Below are 16,867 nucleotides of genomic sequence, written 5' to 3'. Positions count from 1 at the left end.
GGCGTACTCCCCCCGCCAGAACGTCCACTGCCGCCGCAGGCGGCGAGTAACAGGGCGGCCCCAATGAGGCCGCCATAACGCAACGTTCCCTGTTTCATTGTTATGTTCCCGCTGTGAGCACAAGTGTCTGAATGCACCTGCTTTTCGCCATGATAGCGAGCGCTCGCAGAGGGGTCTGTGACTGAAAACGTTACCCGCTCGTCTTGCTCAGAGCACGCCGTCGGAGGCAAAGCGGTAGTTGGCCGAGATCCAGTAGGCACGACCCGGCTCGGGAATGCGACCGCTCTGCTCATAGCCCAACCCGGCCTGACTGCTGTGCACCGACTTGGAGAGGTGCTCGTAGTAGAAGGTGTCGAACAGGTTGTCGACCCCGGCCGAGAGCTGCCACCCCTTGGCAAACTGCCAGGCGCCGCTCAGGTTCATGGTGAAGAAGCCCGGAGTCTCCCCCTGATCCTGACCCGCAACGGTACCGGACCAGAGATCTACCCGATCCTGCGCCGCCACGGCGCGCCCCAGCAGGGTGAAGCTCAGCGCTTCGTCCGGCTGCCAGCCCAGCGCCAGCTTGCCATCGAGGGGCGGCATCTGGGCCAGCGGTTTGTTGTCGCTCTGGTTTTCGCCGTAGACCACCGCCAGACCACCATCGAGACGCCACTGCTCGGCAAACTGCCAGCGCCCCTCCAGCTCGCCGCCCCGGGTCTGGGCATCGATGTTGCGCACCTGGTTCGACTTGCTGTTGTAGAGCAGGTAATCCTTGATGTTGGCGCTAAAGAGGGAGAGGGTCAGGTCCAGCTCGCGACTGCGCAGGACCAAACCAGCATCCCACTGACGGCTGCGCTCCGGGTTGAGGGTGAACGGGGTGCTGTCCTTGCTGCGCTCCCAGTAATCCGGCGCTCGCTCCGCCTGCCCCCACGCCAGATAACTGGACCAGCGGGGTGACCACTGGTACTCGTAGCGACCAAAACCGCTGTCGAGGTACTCGGTCTCGCTGTAGAGGGTCTGATCACCCGCACCATAACGGGTTGTCTCGACCCGATCCTGACGATAACCCCCCTTGTAGCTGTGGGCCCCCTGCTGGCGCCCCAGCTCGGCAAAACCGCCCTGCTGCTCGAAACGCAGGGTGCGCTGGCGATCCTTGGTGGCATAGTCGACGCCGCTCCGGCTACGGTGCTGATCCCGGTTGCTGTCGAGCCCGGCGGTCAGCAACCAGTCGGCTGGCAAGGCGATGTCGTTGGCCCAGCGCCCGCCGGTGTTGCGGCGATCGGGGTTGGAGAGCATCTTCATGCCGCTGTTTGGCCGCAGACTGAAGTTGTCCATGATGTGGTCGATGTAGTTGTCCCACAGGGTCAGCTCGCTGCGCTGCCAGTGAGTGGTGATCTCCTCCTGCTTGAGCTTGAACCCGAAGGATTCGCGGTCAAACATGGGGCCATCCATGGTGCGGTCCGCATAGGCGGCGCGGGCATTGCTGCGCTCGGCGGTGAGTTCCAGCCAGGTGTGCTCCCCCGGCGTCCAGCCCAACTGGGCGGTGCCGTTCTCGCGGCGATAGAAGGATCGCACCTTGTTGCCATGGCCATCGCGGTAATCATCGCTGTCAGAGTGGGTGAACTGACCGCGCAGATAACCATCGGTCGAGCCTGCCGTCATGTCGACCATCTGATCATCGCGGCCGAAGCTGCCAAAGAGGGCCGAGGCATCGCTCTTGAAGCCCGGCGCCATAAATTCGGGCCGATCCCGCTCGAACAGCACGGTTCCCGCCAGGGTCGCCCCCTGCTCGAGGGATTGCGGCCCCTTGAGCACTCTGATCCGGTCAAAGGATTGGGGGAACACATAAGCGGTGGGCGGGTCCATGCGACCACCACAGCCGCCGGCCAGCATGCCGCCATCCATCTGCACGTTGAGGCGGGACATCCCCATCCCCCGCAGCACAGGGTCACCGCCCAGACCGCCCTTGCGCACCATGCTCATGCCGGTGACGTTTTTGAGATAACCGGCGCCATCGGCTGCCGGCATGGGGGAGCCGGGCTTCTTGGGATCAAGCGTCACCTCTAGGGTGCTGGCAGGGCGACTCGCCACAACCACCATGGTTTCCGGTTGCTGAATCTGCTCCTGCCCGGCGGCGCCGTGACAGGCCAACCCACCCACCAGCAGGGCAAGGGGTGTGCGCATATGACAAGCCATACATTTTCCTTATGTATTTGTTTGTTATGTTTTTTTTCATCTTGCCGACCAAACCTTTCAGCAAGGGAAAGGTTTGAGCTCTGGTCGCAAAAAAGGCCTGCTGCATGAGTGCGGCAGGCCTTGTTCAGACGAAACAAAGCCAGGTTGGCAAAATGTTGCGCCGTTTTTACCCAATTTGATTCAGGAAGGCAAACGCCCAAACATTCCAGTGACGGGAATCTGGCGTTGGCTCACAAAAAGCAGGGATTAGCGGAAGGCTTCCCGCTCATCCATCGGCATGATGAGGTGATAGACCTCATGGGCGGATAGCGTGCAGCCAACAGGCCACTCCAGCTGGTGGTGGCGGTTGATGAAGACCCGGGCGCAATGACGTTCCGTCTCCAGCGCAGCAAACAGCGGCTGACCTCGCCACGGGGTCAGATCCAGCACGCCAGTTGTGCCATCCGACAACACCAGAAACAGGCGCCATCCCTGCAAATAGTCGACATCGATAAAGACCGGCATCCTTCGGCTCCACCCAGATAATTCGCGGCAATTATAAATAGCCGTCATGGCGCTATTCGCGTGCCGGCTCACACTTCCGGCAGCAGGTTATGCTGTGTGCCATACCTGTCTGATGTCACACTTTTGCATAAGCAGCACGCAATTTATCTCTTTTATCGCGAGCGGCTCGCAACCTTCTCCCCATCTCCTTGTCATATCTCCCAACAAAACAAAAAAGCATCTGTGGACAGATGCTTACAGGCTCAATCAGGAACAACCATGACAACTCTGAAACAGCGGCTAGGCCCGTTCTGGCCTTTTGCCGTCTTCTGTGCGCTTGCCCTTGGCTCTCTGACCCTCAGCCGTATTACGCTGGGGATTTGGCAACTGGAACGGGTCGATGCCGTCGCCGGCTGGCAGGAGATGCTGCTGCAAGGGATCCGGGTCGATTTTGCCACTCTCTGCTGGCTCTGGGGTGTCCCGGCCATGTTTACCCTGCTGCTGGCCGGGCCTCACGCCATCGGTCGGGGCTGGATGCAGCTGATGCGCGTCTGGCTGACCGTCGGGCTCTGGCTGATGCTCTTCCTCGAGATCTCCACCCCCTCGTTTGTCACCGAATATGGCGTGCGTCCCAATCGCCTCTATGTGGAGTACCTCATCTATCCGAAGGAGGTGCTCTCCATGCTGTGGGCGGGCCGCAAAGCCGAGCTGCTGCTGGCGGTGGTCTTCAGTGGCGCCGTGCTGACCGGAGGCTGGTGGCTGAGTGGCCGTCTGCTGCGCGATCTCAGCTTCCCGCGCTGGTACTGGCGGCCCGCCTTCGCCCTGCTCATTCTGGCCATAGGTTTTCTCGGTGCCCGCTCCAGCCTGGGCCACCGCGCCCTGAACCCGGCCATGGTCGCCTTTGCCGAGGATCCGCTGGTCAACTCGCTCACAGTCAACTCCGCCTACTCTCTCTTCTTTGCCATCAAACAGATGGGCGCCGAGGAGGATGCCGGCCAGTTTTACGGCGAGATGACCGAGCAGAAGGTGTTCGAGGTCATGCGCAAGGAGAGTGGTCGTCCGGCCAGTGACTTCAACTCCGATCTGCTGCCCAGCCAGACCTTCAACGAGGCGAGCTTCCAGGGTAAACCGAAGAATCTGGTGATCCTGCTGCAGGAGAGCCTGGGCGCCCAGTTTGTCGGCTCCCTCGGCGGCCTGCCGCTCACCCCCAACATCGATGCCCTGTCGCAGCAGGGCTGGGCCTTCGAGCAGCTCTACGCCACCGGCACCCGCTCGGTGCGCGGCATCGAGGCAGTGCTGACCGGCTTCACGCCGACCCCGGCGCAGGCCGTGGTCAAACTAGGCAAGAGCCAGACCAACTTCTTCACCATCGCCGATCTGCTCAAACAAAGGGGCTACGACACCAGCTTTATCTACGGCGGCGAGAGCCACTTCGACAACATGCGCAGCTTCTTCCTCGGCAACGGCTTCACCACCATCGTCGAGCAGAAGGATTTCGACAATCCGGTGTTCAAAGGCTCTTGGGGCGCCTCTGATGAGGATCTGATGGCCATGGCCGACGAGACCTTCAAGGCGCTGCATAAACAGGGCAAGCCCTTCTTCAGTCTGGTGTTCAGCTCCAGCAACCACGATCCGTTCGAATTTCCCGACAATCGCATCGCCCTCTATGAGCAGCCCAAGCAGACTCGCAACAACGCGGCCAAGTATGCGGATTACGCCATCGGCGAGTTCTTCAAAAAGGCGAGAAATTCGGAGTACTGGAAAGACACCCTGTTCTTGGTCATCGCCGACCACGACAGCCGGGTCAGTGGCGCCAGTCTGGTGCCCATTCCCCGCTTCCATATTCCGGGGGTTATCGTGGGCGACGGCATAGCGCCGAAGAAAGATCCGCGCATCGTCAGCCAGATCGACATGGCACCGACCCTGCTCTCCCTGATGGGGATCAGTGCCGACTATCCGATGCTCGGCAAGGATCTCACCCGCATGCCCGCCGACTGGCCGGGGCGCGCCATCATGCAGTACGACAAGAACTTTGCCCTGATGCGCGGCCAGGATGTGGTGATCCTGCAACCGGAACGTCCGGCGGAGGGGTATCGTTATGACGACGCCACCGAAACACTGACGCCGGTGGCACAACCAGCCGCCATGAAAGAGGCGACGCTGGGGCTGGCGCTCTGGGGCAGCCTGGCCTATCAGAAGGGGCTTTACCGGACGGCTAAAGATGAGCGAACCGCCGCTGCCGAACAGGCGCCATCAACCAGCGCCACCCGATAGAAAAAAACCGCCGAAAGGCGGTTTTTTCACACTGGCGTTATGGCTGGGGGAAACAGGGCAGCGAGCGGCTGAACCTGTGCTCGAACACCAGCGAAGTCTCGAGGTGCACCACCTCTTCGCGGGAGGTGAAGTGATCGAAAACGAAGTTGCGCAGGTGCTCGGTATCGGCCACGCAGAGGTGCACCAGGAAATCATCCTTGCCCCCCATGTGGAACAGGCTGATCACCTCGGGCAACACCAGAATGGCATCGCGAAAATCGTCGATGATCTGGCGGCTGTGACGGGCCAGTTGCAGGGATACCATGGCCTGAATGTGACCACCGAGGGCCTGATAATCGACCTCGCAGTGCGCCCCTTTGAGCACCCCGTCCTGTTGCAGCTTGCGTACCCGTTCCAGACAGGTGGAGGGAGCAACCCCCACCAGCGCGGCCAGATCCTTGTTGGTCATACCTGCATCCCGAAACAGATGGGCCAGGATATCCAAATCCAGTTGATCCAGATTTCTCATCTTCACTCCTCTAACCGCTCAATTTTTTAGACTCTGCCCGTAAACCGGGCCAAACACAACGCCATTGACATCCCCCCCGCCCTGCCTATGCTTGGCGCCATTCGCTGGGCTCGGTAAACCGGCCACCATACGAGGATCCGCCATGCACCCGTTTCATCCCTTCTGGAGCCTGGAGCTTCCCCGCGTCGATGGTCAGCTTCTACTGACCCCCTGTCCAGGCACCCAGCAGGTGCCGCTGACCCTCGCCCTCGACCAGCTGCGACTGGCCGGTGCCCACGCCGTCATCACCCTGATGACTGAAGCCGAACTGACCCGCTTCGACCTCGCCCACCTTGGTGTGCAGGTCGAACGGGAGGGAATGCGCTGGTTCCACCTTCCCATCGAAGATGATCAGGCCCCCGACTCCCGTTTCGAGCAGAGCTGGCTGCAACTTCTGCCCCGGCTGACCGAGATGCTGCGCGATGGCAAACATCTGGTCATCCACTGCAAGGGGGGAAGCGGTCGCACCGGACTGCTGGCCGCCCTTCTGCTGATCTCCCTTGGCCGGCCCCTTGACGAGGCGATGGCCACCGTCAAGGCGCACAGACCCAAGGCATTCACTCTGGATACCCACCGCCACTGGCTGCAGCAGCAGGCCGATCGACTGGAGAACGACGCCTGAACTACTTGCCGCTCTGGTCGTAGGTAAAGACCTTGCCGATATCCTCCACCCGGTAGCTGGTGAGCTGATAGACGTAGTAGTTGAGCCAGTTGGAGAACAGCAGATGGCCGTGGCTGCGCCAGCTGGCGCGCGGGGTCTGGCTCGGGTCGTTGTTCGGGTAGTAGTTGACCGGGATGATGGGGTCGAGCCCGGCCGCCAGATCCCGCTGGTATTCGCCATCCAGGGTCAGCGCATCGTATTCCGGGTGACCGGTGACGAACACCTGACGACAATCCTTGGTGGCCGCCAGATAGACCCCCGCCTCTGCTGACTCCGCGAAAATCTGCAGATCGGTGTGAGCGCGGATCAGGTCGCCGTCGAACGCCGCATAGCGGGAGTGAGGCGCGACAAACTCGTCATCAAAACCGCGCAGCAACGGCTCGTGCTCGTCGAGACGGTGGTGGTGGTAGACGCCGGAAAGCTTCTCGCCCCGGGTCTGCTTCTCCATGCCATACAGGGCTTTCAGCGCCGCCTGCACTGCCCAGCAGAGGAACAGGGTGGAGGTCACATGCTGATGGGACCACTCGATGATCTCGACGATGCGCGGCCAGTAAACCACCTCCTCGAACTCCACCAGCCCGAGCGGCGCCCCGGTGATGATCATGCCGTCATAGTTGTTGCCACGCACCTGCTCGAAGTCGTGATAGAAGTTCTCCAGATGCGCCTGCGGCGTGTTCTTCGACTCCCGATCGTCGATGCGCAGCAGATCCACATCCACCTGCAGCGGCGAGTTGGAGAGCATCCGCATCAGCTGGATCTCGGTCTCAATCTTCTTGGGCATCAAATTGAGGATCAACACCCGCAGCGGGCGGATGTTCTGGGTGACGGCCCGTGATTCCGTCATCACGAAGATGTTCTCCTGCCCCAGCACTTCGGCGGCGGGTAACTGGTCCGGGATCTTGATCGGCATGCTTACTCCCTGTACTGCATCGGTAAATATGTCTGGACATCCAGAAGCCTATAATAAAGCGCTCACCCTGTCATCAGATACCTTTTGTATTCACCCTCGCCTTTGACTAGCATACGGCTCAGTATCTCCCCTGCATCCAAGATAATGACCGGTATCAAGATTTCCGTAGATCGACTGCAAGTCGGCAACTATGTATCCCTGCCACTGGGGTGGCGCGAACACCCGTTCCTGTTTTCCAGCTTCAAAATCAAGAATGAGGAAGAGATCGAACTGATCCGGCGCCTGGGCCTCAAACTGGTGACCATCATTCCCGACAAGAGCGATGTACCGCCCAAGCCTCTCGAGCAGGCACATGCCGTCACCCAGCCATCGGAAAACGCCGATGCAGCCCAGCGTCAGGCCCAGATGCAGCAGGAGAAGGATCGCCGCATCGAGCAGTTGCAGCTCTATCGCCGCAATTTGCAGCTGTGCGAAAAGCAGTTCCAGCAGTCGCTGGCGCAGGTGCGCAGCGTGATGAGCAAGATCCAGTCTCGCCCCCTCAATGCCATCGGCGAGGCGCAGGAGCTGGTCAACGCCATGACCGAGCAGCTGCTCTCGGTTGACGAGATGGTGCTCCATCTGGTCTCTGACGGCGAGGATGGCAACAACCTCTACTTCCACTCCCTCAATGTGAGCGTGCTCAGCATGCTGCTCGCCAAGGAGTGCTGCATGACGGCCGACGAGATCCGCCAAGTCGGCATGGGGGCACTGTTCCACGATATCGGTAAATTGAAGATCCCGAGCCAGATCCTGCGCAAGACCGAGCCGCTCACCAAGCCGGAGCAAAACCTGATGGCCCAGCACCCGCGCTACGGGCTGGATCTGCTCAATCTGGCCAAGGATTTTCCGGCCGAGGCCAAGGGTATAGTGCTGCACCACCACGAATATCTGGATGGCAGCGGGCCGGAGGGGCTCAAGAAGGGGCAGCTCGATCCGCTGACCCAGATGGTCTCCCTCATCAACGAATACGATAACCTCTGCCACATGCAGGCCAAGGTGCCCTACTCGGCCCTGAGCGGTCTCTACAAGCAGCGCAAGGCCCAGTTCAATCCGGAGTACCTCAGCATGCTGATCCGGCTGATGGGGATCTACCCGCCCGGCAGCGTGGTGCAGCTCTCCAACGGTCAGGTCGGGCTGGTGATGTCAGTCAACGCCTCCCGCCTGCTCTACCCCTCGGTACTGGTCTACGATCCGCGCATCCCGCGTCAGGAAGCGGCCATTATCGACCTGCAGCAAGCCGAACTCTCCATCGCCAAGGTGATCCATCCCAAGCGGTTGCCACCTGCGGTGTTTGAGTACCTCAACCCGCGTACCCGGATCAGCTACTACTTCGAGCACAACAAGCCCTGATCCCCGCAGGCCAGTAGCCATCTCTTTTCCCCGTTTCAGCACAAGGAACCCGCCATGCGTATCGAGATCATCAGCACCGGAGACGAGATAGTGACGGGACTGGTGGTGGATACCAATGCCGCCTGGCTCAGCGCCCTGCTGCTGGAACAGGGCTGGCAGGTGCGCCGCCGCCTGACGGTGGGGGACAACCTCGCCGACCTGAAAAGCGTGCTGCAAGAGAGCGCTAGCCGCGCCGAGGTGGTGCTGGTGTGTGGCGGACTCGGCCCCACTGCCGACGATCTCACCGCACAGGCTGCGGCCGAGGCTTTCGGCCAGCCGCTCACCCTGTTTCCGGACTGGCTCGCCACCATCGAAGCACGCTACGCCAGCCGGGGCCGCCCCATGCCAACCAGCAATGCCAAACAGGCCTGGCTGCCGCAGGATTGCGAGATCCTCGACAACCCGGTCGGTACTGCCTGCGGCTTTGTGGTGACGCACACTGGCCATCAGGGTCTAAGCCAGCTCTTCTTCACCCCGGGCGTCCCCTTCGAATTCAAACAGATGGTGCGCGAACAGATCTTGCCGCGCCTCAAGGTGCTGGCTGGCGCCCAGACCGACACCGAGCTGCGCCGTTTCTACACTTTCGGCGTCTCCGAGTCAGCCCTCAGCGATATGCTGGATGCGGCCCCCTGGCCTACCGGGATCGAACTCGGTTACCGATCCGCCATGCCGCTCATCGAGCTGAAGCTCATCGGTCATGGTGCCAGCACGGCAGACATGGATGCAGCCGAAGCACGGCTACTCGACACGATCCAGCCCTGGCTGGTCGGCAGAGGGGATATCGAACCGGCGCAGCAGATCCTCGCTCTGCTGGAAGAGAAACCACTCGCTCTGTATGAATGTGAGAGCCGGGGGGCCTTGCTGGCCATGTGCCATGAACACGAGGCGCTGGAGGCCAGCTTTAGCAGCACCTTGAGCTGCGAGCTTAGCCAGCTGACGGGCAGTCCCAAGGGAATTAACCTGACCATAGGTCAAGCGGACCCTGAAGGCGTGCCCCTGCTGCTCTGCACCGACGGCCAACTATTCGGCCAAACCCTCAAGGTGAACCATCCGGACCCCGAGAGCCGCCGCAAGATCCTCGCCTTTGCCGGCCTCGACATGCTGCGCCGCCATCTGCTGGGATTGCCGGTACTGGCCGATTACCTCACCCTGACCAGAACGGCCCAGCTCGGCGACTGACCAACCCTGAAAACCAATCCTGAATCTTCTGTACCGCACAGGCGCATTTCCATGATCCGGCCTTGGGCCGGGTCATCTCCAATCAGCACTGTCATTTCTTACGATCCCGTCACCCATTTGCACTCAATCCATTGACCTTCCAGCAGAAATATCCAAATACTGCACACTCTTCGGCTCAGTGATTCGCTTTATCCATCATTGAGAGATTTAATGACAGTAGAGGGGCACTTCCCTCTCCCACCCAGCAAGGAGAGCCGGTGTTAAGCAAAGAGTGGCTGCTGCTATCAAGTGACATGGATCAGGTCTGCCTGCGCATCGCGCCGGGTCTCACCAAACCTGTCACCGAACAGGATGTGCAGACCTTGCTGCTCGCCTCCAACTGCCGCCGCTATCAACCTCTGACGGAAGGGATCAAGCAGTCGGTAGCCCTGCTCAACATGCTGCAAGGCAACCCTGCCACCTCTGTTCCAACGACTCCCATCCCCATCGCCAAGCGGCACGATGCCAAGGTGCTTATTCTGGTCGAGAAAGACCGGATGAGTGCCAGTGCCCAGATCACCGCCGACTGGGGTGGCAAGTATCTGACCCTCGAACAGTTGCAAGAGGCGATCTCCATCAGCGAGGTGAAGCAGGGGGTCAGCGAGGCCCTGCTTGCTACCGCCATCCTTTCCGCCAAGGAAGCGGCCCCCGGCAGCATGCTGAAACTGGTCATCGCCCGCGGCCAGGCCGCCGTCAACGGTCAGGACACCCGCTACGAGCGGCTGGTAGAGACCCCGGCTGAACGTATTCTCAAACCGCAGGAGCTGGATCATGGCCGGGTCGACCTGAGGGACCTCGGCTCCATCGTCACCGTCAAGGCGGGCGCCCAGCTGATGCGCCGTCACCCGGCAACTCAGGGCGTCCCCGGCTTTACCGTGACCGGTCAGGAGCTCCCCGCCAAGCATGGCAAAGACAGCCCGATGAACGCTGGAGAGGGCACCTTCTTCTCGCCCGATGACCCGGACCTGCTGATTGCGAGCCGCGCCGGGCTCCCCTGTCAGGAGAAGGCGGGAATGAAGGTGGATGAAGTGCTGAGCGTGAAGAGGGTGGATGCCCGGCACGGTCACATCACCTTCGAGGGGGGACTCATCGTCAATGATGATGTCAATCCGGGCATGAAGATCTCGGTCAGCGGTGACATCGTCATCGGTGGCTTTATCGAAGGGGGCTGGATTGAAGCGGGGGGCACCATCACGGTACGCCACGGCATCATAGGTCGGCGCAATGAACAGGGCGAGTACCTCTGCCAACTCAATGCGCAAGGGGAAATCCACGCCAGCTATGCCCAGTATGCCCAGCTGGAGGCCGGCGGCGATATCCAGATCCAGACCCAGCTCAGCCACTGCTACAGCCGCAGCGGTCAGGACATCAAGGTGGGTGACGGCGGGATGCGCAAAGGGAACCTGCTGGGAGGGCTCGCCATCGCCAACCGGCTCATCATCTCCCCCGTGCTGGGTGCATCGGCCGGCAACCATACCAAGCTGCAAATCCTCGGCGGCTACTTTACCCACAAGGAGCAGGAGCATCAGCTCAAACAGCAGCAACAGCTCTGTCAGGAGCAGCTCGACAAGATCAAGGAGCTGGTAATGCGGCTGGTGCAACTCCCCACTGAAAAACGCAATCCCGATACCCTGCGCAAACTCAAACCAATCCGCGAGCGCCATCAGCAGGAGCTCCGCCAGCTGGAAGAGCAGCTGGCCGCCAACCACGAAGAGCTGCAAAAGCTGATGGCAGAGATGGACATCATCGCCACCCAGCATCTCTTCCCCGGTGTCGAGGTAGAGATGGCCCATCACCACAACCGGGTCGATATCGAACACGGCCCCATCCATTTCTGCATCCGGGAAGATCAACTTCAGATGATCCCCTATGAGGCGCATAAATAGGTCAAGCTGACCCTATTCATATCAGTAGCAACCGTGATCCGGCCGCCGATTTTCGCTACACTCGCCACTTCCCAGGCCCCATTGGGTGGGCCGCCCAGACTCAGGTAGTGAATGATGTACAAGCTGATCGCATTGGATATGGATGGCACCCTGCTCAACCCGCAAGGCCAGATTACTCCCCGCACCCACGCCGCCATCACGGCTGCTCGTGCCAAAGGTGTCACCGTGGTACTGGCCTCTGGCCGGCCGCTGGAGGGGATGAGTCGTTATCTGGTCGAACTCGGCCTCACCGGGGAGCATGACTATGTCATCTGCTACAACGGCGCCTTGGTACAGCAGGTTGCCGATCAGCGCATCATCCGCAGCCAGCTGCTGACCGGCAGCGATGCCAGCTCCGTCGCCAAACTGGCCGACGAGCTGGAGGTGAACGTACACGGTTTCTCCGTCACCAAAGGGCTTATCAGCCCGCGCGTCAGCCGTTACACCGAGCATGAATCCCGTCTTATCGGCATGCCCATCAATCTGATCGATTTTGCTACCCTGCCGGCCGACGAGCAGATCATGAAGGTGATGATGATCGACGAGCCCCCCCAGCTCGCCCGCGCCATCGAGCGCCTGCCAGCAGAGCTCTATGAGCGCTATACCGTGGTGCAGAGTGCCCCCTTCTTCCTCGAATTCATGAACAAGCAGAGCAACAAGGGGACCGGCGTCGCCGCGCTGGCCGATCACCTTGGTCTGACCGCCGAGCAGGTGATCTGCGTCGGGGATGCCGGCAATGACCACCACATGATCGAATACGCAGGACTGGGGGTCGCCATGGGCAATGCCACCGACGAAATCAAGACGCTGGCCCAGCACACAACGGCTCGCAACGATGAAGATGGCGTGGCTCAGGTGATTGAACAGTTCATCCTGAACGCCTGACGAGTCAGCGAGAACGCTGTATTCAATAAGAAAATAAAACGGGGAGGCTTCACAGCCTCCCCGTTTTTATCTCTGTCAGCCACTCACTGAGTGGCCAGACACTGGGTATGGGAACCCGGTTGCAGATAGGGGATCAGCAGCGGCGCCATCCCCTTGAGCACCTGCACCGGCAACGCGGAGGTGAACCGGAACTTGTCCGATTGACTGCCCGGCACATAAGCCGTCAGCGTGCCGAAGTGATCATCCCCCAGATAGAAGACGAAAGTCGCGGTACGGTTGCGAGCCTGCGAGCTGGTCACATTGCCATAGCGCCCGACCGTTTCGATCCGGTTGTCACCGGTCCCCGTCTTGCCGCCCATTGCCAGCACGGTGCCATCCGGCATGGTAAAGGCGCCGGCAATCCGCTTCGCCGTCCCCCCTTCGACAACCTTGGAGAGTGCATTGCGCAGCGCTGTCGCGACTTCGGCCGGCAAGACGCGCGTCCCTTCGGTATGGGTCGGATCGAACTCGGTCTCGAAGGGTGTTCCTCTGGCAAACGAGAGATGTTCGATGCGCAGCGTCGGTACCCGGATACCGCCGTTCTGGATAATCCCCATCAACTCGGCCAAGGCTGCCGGACGATCGCCCGAGCTGCCCAACGCGGTCGCCAGCGATGGCACCAGATGGTCGAACGGATAGCCGAGCCGCGCCCAGCGCTGATGGATATCGAGGAAGGCCTCAACCTCCAGCATGGTGCGGATACGGCTGTCACGAGCACTGCGGTGACGGGTCTTGAACAGCCAGCTGTAAACCTCCTGGCGCTCGTCACGGCTTGCCGCAACCGCCTCGGCAAAGGTCGCCTTGTCAAACTCCTTGAGGTAGGAGAGCAGCCACAGCTCCAGCGGGTGCACCCGCGCGATGTAGCCCTGATCCGGCAGTGAATACTTGCCAGGGCCGTAACTGACATAGAGCTGCTCCACCCGTTTTGCACTCAGCCTCTCATTCGGTAGTCGCTTGGCAAGGAAGGCGGAGAAAGTTGCCAAGTCGGCATCGGGCATCAGATAGCGGTGAACCGCCGCCAGACGCACAGCACTCGGCTTCAACCCATCCAGGAAGGTATCGAGCTGCTCATCGGCGCTCTTGCCGTGGTACTTGCGCCAGAAGCGCAGCAGATAGGTTTGACCCTCCTTGTCGGCAAACTTGGCCAGATACTCCTGACGACGGGGATCCTTGTCGTCCTTGAGCAGCTGTGCGCGGTTCCCCTCCTTGTAGAGGCTGTAACGCACGATGTCGCGCAGCAGGCGGACAAACGGCAGGTTGATGGACTCGCGCAGCGCATCGCGAATCGCCGGGATGCGGCCGTTATCCTCTTTGCGGAAGTTGTTGAAGGTGTGCATACCGCCACCGGTAAAGAAGCCTTCGCTGGGGCTCGCGGAGTATTGGCGATCCAGCGCGGCCTCCAGCATCAGGGGCAGGCTCTTGTCCTTCGCAGTCATCAGATAGGAGATGGCCCAACGGCTGAGGTTATCCTGAGACGCATCAGCCAGTTTGCGCAGACTCGCAGCCGGCATGTCGGCATAGCTGTCATGCAGTTCCGCCACTATCTCCAGATACGTGGTCAGTACCCGCAGCTTGGCAGTGGAGCCCAGCTCCAGCTTGGAACCTTCGTTGATGTCGAACGGCTGATCGGTGTTGTCGGTCTGAACCCGCACCTTGAACCCTTCCGGCGACTTCTCGAACAGGGTGAAGCTATAGCGCACATCACCGGTCTTCTCTGGCGAAAGCAGGCGCTCACCAAACAGACCAACCTGTGCCGCAAAAGTGGGGTCGGCGAGCTGCTGCAGATAGTGAGAAATCTCGTTCTGCAACGGCATATTGAGGCTGGTCTCAGCGGTCAGATCCATCCGGTCGAGATCGTACAGTTGCACCCCGAGCTGTCGGCTAAGACGGGTACGCGCCACCTGCAACCCCTTGCTGTTATTGACCTTGGTCACCGCCGGAGATTGCAAAAAGTCGCGGAAAGTCACCTTGGCCTTGAGGGCTGCTTCCATCAGCGGAGGCGTAATCATCCCCTCCTGCACAAACAGGCGCAGATAGCTGTCAGTCAGCGTCGCCAGTGAGCTCCGTCCCTGAGCCAGATAGTAGGAGGGACGACGGTGGGCGATCATCAGAGAAACTACCTGACGCAACGCAAGCCCCTGCTCTGCCAGCGAGGCATTCTGGTTGCGAGCCGGATCCAGCAGACGGTTCACATCCTCGACATTGGCACCAAACCAGACCCAGAGGCCATCACCCAACCCATGCACCTCGCCGTAGCCAGGAGCTGCAGAGAGGGGCACCGAGTTGAGATAAGCCCATGCCACCAGTTTGCGCGCCTCCAGCGTCTCTGGCCCAAGGCGATAAGCTCGCACGCTGGCAGATGCCATCTGGCGGATCTTCTCGGTGGGGGACATGGTCAAACCGTCAGGTGAGTGACGATACTTCTCCACCTGGGTCGCCAGCGTACTGCCGCCAGCGGATTGATCCTGCATATCCAGCGCTTTGCCTACCTGAGAAACTGCCGCTTTGGCAAAGCGGGGCCAATCCACAGCCGGGTTGGCCAACGGCTCCTCATTGCTCAGCAGGTCACGGTTCTCGATAAAAAGCAGCGACTGGATGATGAGCGGCGGGATCGAGGCAAAATCCGGATAGTGATGGGTCGGATACCGGAACTGGTAGAAAGGCTCGGCGCGGCAATCATAGAGCGACAGCCCAGCCTGAACCTTCTCGGTATAGGGGACAAAGAAGCCACGCTTGGCGTAGTCGTAGAGCGCATCGGAGAAATGCACCTGCTTGCTGACCTGATAGCCCCGCTGCAGCAGCCGCTCCTGCATCATTGGCAGTTGTACGTAGCCAAGTCGCTTGTCGAACGGCCCATCTTCAGGGAAAGCGATCTGCTTGCTCTGACCGGGCTCAACCTGATAGGTAAGCTTGGCGGCATAGCGCGAGATCTCCCGAGATTGCAGCTTCGAGGTTTTCATCTCGTAGCCAACCAGAGCGATCACAGCCCCAAGACACGCGAGGAAGAGGAAACAAAACAGCCAGCGCCACCAGGAACGACGCTTGCGCTTGGGGTTCCCGTCCGTGCTCTGGACAGATGAATCTTGAGATGCCACTTGTGTCAAATCCGTCTGTTCTGATGCGCCCATAAAAGCCCCACCATGGTTGCGCAATTTATTGTGTTTCAATCAAGCTTAGTCGTTTCAAGTCAATGGCTTGAAACTATTGACCGCTTTGCATTGATGGTAACAGGGCAACTCTAAAAAGGGGAGCCGATTGTTGCAGGAGTGTCAGAGATCAGAGCTCATAACAAAACACCGGCCAATGGCCGGTGTTGTTTAACAAGGTAAGCGAAGCATTACTTGTGGGAACTCATGCTCTTCAGCTTGGTGCTCAACTCTTTACGTTCTTTGGAGAGCTCAGCATTCTTGATGATGTGGTCATCCACGCGCTCCTCATAGTCAGTACGCATGTTGGCGATGATGGCCTGCACTTCATCAATGCTCATACCCGGCTTGATATAGTCGCTCAGGTTATCGAGCAGCAGTACACGCTTCTGGTTGTCACGGATCTTCTTCTCGTTATCCGCAATTTCACGCTTGAGTTTGTTCTGGCGACGGGACATACGCACATATTCCAGTACATCGCTGAAGGTGGACTTGTTTACTTGTTCCATATCGATACCACTAGCTTAAGGTTGATAAAAACTGGCCAAGTTACACCTGAAACCCGGCAAACTCGGCAAACTCGGCGCGGGACAGGCAAACTCAAGATGCCCTTACTCTACCGAGTTATAAGCGAGATACAACCCCAATCGAGCACAGCAAGCCAAAAGCAGACCAGTAAAAATAAACAAGCTGGGTGAATTTACAGACAGAAAAGCCCGGTCTAGTGACCGGGCTTTGGTGTCTATTCTGGCGTGCAAGGCTGTGGCCAACGTGAAAATTTCCCATAGCAAAAAGGCCTTCCCTATCGGGAAGGCCTTCTATTTAGTGGCGGAGCGGACGGGACTCGAACCCGCGACCCCCGGCGTGACAGGCCGGTATTCTAACCGACTGAACTACCGCTCCGCTGTCTGGTTAGCATTTTGCTAAATTGTCTGCCGCTTACTCTGAGGTGTCATCCTCTCGGCCAACGTCGTGATGTGTACGTCGTTGTTTAATTAGGTGCCTGGCAGTGTCCTACTCTCGCATGGCGAATGCCACACTACCATCGGCGCTACCGCGTTTCACTTCTGAGTTCGGCATGGGATCAGGTGGTTCCACGGCGCTATTGCCGCCAGGCAAAATCTTCAATCTGAGAAAGCTGACATAAGTAGTTTCGTATTCGTTACAAGGCTCGAA

12 protein-coding genes, 1 tRNA gene and 1 rRNA gene are annotated in these 16,867 nt (G+C 59.7%); 6 read left to right on the top strand and 8 right to left on the bottom strand.

The window, feature by feature from the left end:
- Positions 1-207 precede the first annotated feature (207 nt).
- Both AACS24_RS10395 and AACS24_RS10390 read right to left on the bottom strand, forming a co-directional pair.
- Entirely contained in the window at positions 208-2,175 is a 1,968-nt protein-coding gene (locus tag AACS24_RS10395; RefSeq protein WP_108573583.1) for a TonB-dependent copper receptor, read from the bottom strand.
- A 246-nt stretch (positions 2,176-2,421) separates the two neighbouring features.
- Positions 2,422-2,679, bottom strand: coding sequence for a DUF2442 domain-containing protein (locus AACS24_RS10390; protein WP_033115550.1), 258 nt, complete (start codon positions 2,677-2,679; stop codon positions 2,422-2,424).
- 258 nt (positions 2,680-2,937) lie between these two features.
- On the opposite strand from AACS24_RS10390, the gene AACS24_RS10385 reads away from it, so the two are divergent.
- Entirely contained in the window at positions 2,938-4,932 is a 1,995-nt protein-coding gene (locus AACS24_RS10385) for an LTA synthase family protein (protein WP_108573581.1), read from the top strand.
- A 37-nt stretch (positions 4,933-4,969) separates the two neighbouring features.
- Here AACS24_RS10385 and AACS24_RS10380 read toward each other — a convergent pair whose 3' ends face one another.
- Complete coding sequence (locus AACS24_RS10380; protein ID WP_033115549.1) at positions 4,970-5,440, bottom strand: Lrp/AsnC family transcriptional regulator; 471 nt, start codon at positions 5,438-5,440, stop codon at positions 4,970-4,972.
- Positions 5,441-5,582: 142 nt separating this feature from the next.
- On the opposite strand from AACS24_RS10380, the gene AACS24_RS10375 reads away from it, so the two are divergent.
- Positions 5,583-6,101, top strand: a complete 519-nt coding sequence (locus AACS24_RS10375) for a phosphatase domain-containing putative toxin (RefSeq protein ID WP_108573579.1) — start codon at positions 5,583-5,585, stop codon at positions 6,099-6,101.
- A 1-nt stretch (position 6,102) separates the two neighbouring features.
- Here the strand turns inward: AACS24_RS10375 and metA are convergent, their stop codons facing one another.
- The gene (gene metA, locus AACS24_RS10370) at positions 6,103-7,050 is read right to left on the bottom strand and encodes a homoserine O-acetyltransferase MetA (protein ID WP_041209306.1); all 948 of its coding nucleotides are present in this window, start codon (positions 7,048-7,050) and stop codon (positions 6,103-6,105) included.
- Positions 7,051-7,194: 144 nt separating this feature from the next.
- Here metA and AACS24_RS10365 point away from each other — a divergent pair, with 144 nt between their 5' ends.
- The 4 genes from AACS24_RS10365 to yidA all read left to right on the top strand — a co-directional run bounded on the left by AACS24_RS10365 (position 7,195) and on the right by yidA (position 12,506).
- The gene (locus AACS24_RS10365) at positions 7,195-8,439 is read left to right on the top strand and encodes an HD-GYP domain-containing protein (RefSeq protein WP_181364367.1); all 1,245 of its coding nucleotides are present in this window, start codon (positions 7,195-7,197) and stop codon (positions 8,437-8,439) included.
- Between the two features lie 54 nt (positions 8,440-8,493).
- Positions 8,494-9,657, top strand: a complete 1,164-nt coding sequence (locus AACS24_RS10360) for a competence/damage-inducible protein A (RefSeq protein WP_108573575.1) — start codon at positions 8,494-8,496, stop codon at positions 9,655-9,657.
- A gap of 257 nt (positions 9,658-9,914) precedes the next feature.
- Positions 9,915-11,582, top strand: a complete 1,668-nt coding sequence (locus tag AACS24_RS10355; protein WP_339373337.1) for a DUF342 domain-containing protein — start codon at positions 9,915-9,917, stop codon at positions 11,580-11,582.
- Between the two features lie 114 nt (positions 11,583-11,696).
- Complete coding sequence (gene yidA, locus AACS24_RS10350; protein ID WP_108573571.1) at positions 11,697-12,506, top strand: sugar-phosphatase; 810 nt, start codon at positions 11,697-11,699, stop codon at positions 12,504-12,506.
- 83 nt (positions 12,507-12,589) lie between these two features.
- Here the strand turns inward: yidA and AACS24_RS10345 are convergent, their stop codons facing one another.
- The 4 genes from AACS24_RS10345 to rrf all read right to left on the bottom strand — a co-directional run bounded on the left by AACS24_RS10345 (position 12,590) and on the right by rrf (position 16,807).
- Positions 12,590-15,673: a transglycosylase domain-containing protein gene (locus tag AACS24_RS10345; protein WP_108573569.1), complete on the bottom strand. Its 3,084-nt coding sequence runs from the start codon at positions 15,671-15,673 to the stop codon at positions 12,590-12,592.
- Between the two features lie 209 nt (positions 15,674-15,882).
- On the bottom strand, positions 15,883-16,200 hold the full coding sequence (gene tmaR / locus AACS24_RS10340; RefSeq protein WP_033115541.1) for a PTS system regulator TmaR: 318 nt from the start codon (positions 16,198-16,200) through the stop codon (positions 15,883-15,885).
- A gap of 317 nt (positions 16,201-16,517) precedes the next feature.
- Positions 16,518-16,594, bottom strand: a tRNA-Asp gene (locus AACS24_RS10335).
- Positions 16,595-16,692: 98 nt separating this feature from the next.
- Positions 16,693-16,807: ribosomal RNA gene (gene rrf / locus AACS24_RS10330) — 5S ribosomal RNA — on the bottom strand.
- Positions 16,808-16,867: the final 60 nt, after the last annotated feature.

This window comes from Aeromonas sp. HMWF016 (assembly GCF_963878195.1).
Taxonomy (GTDB): domain Bacteria; phylum Pseudomonadota; class Gammaproteobacteria; order Enterobacterales; family Aeromonadaceae; genus Aeromonas; species Aeromonas lacus.
The sequence above is the reverse complement of the archived record's forward strand: the minus strand, read 5'-3'. Positions and strand labels throughout refer to the sequence as shown.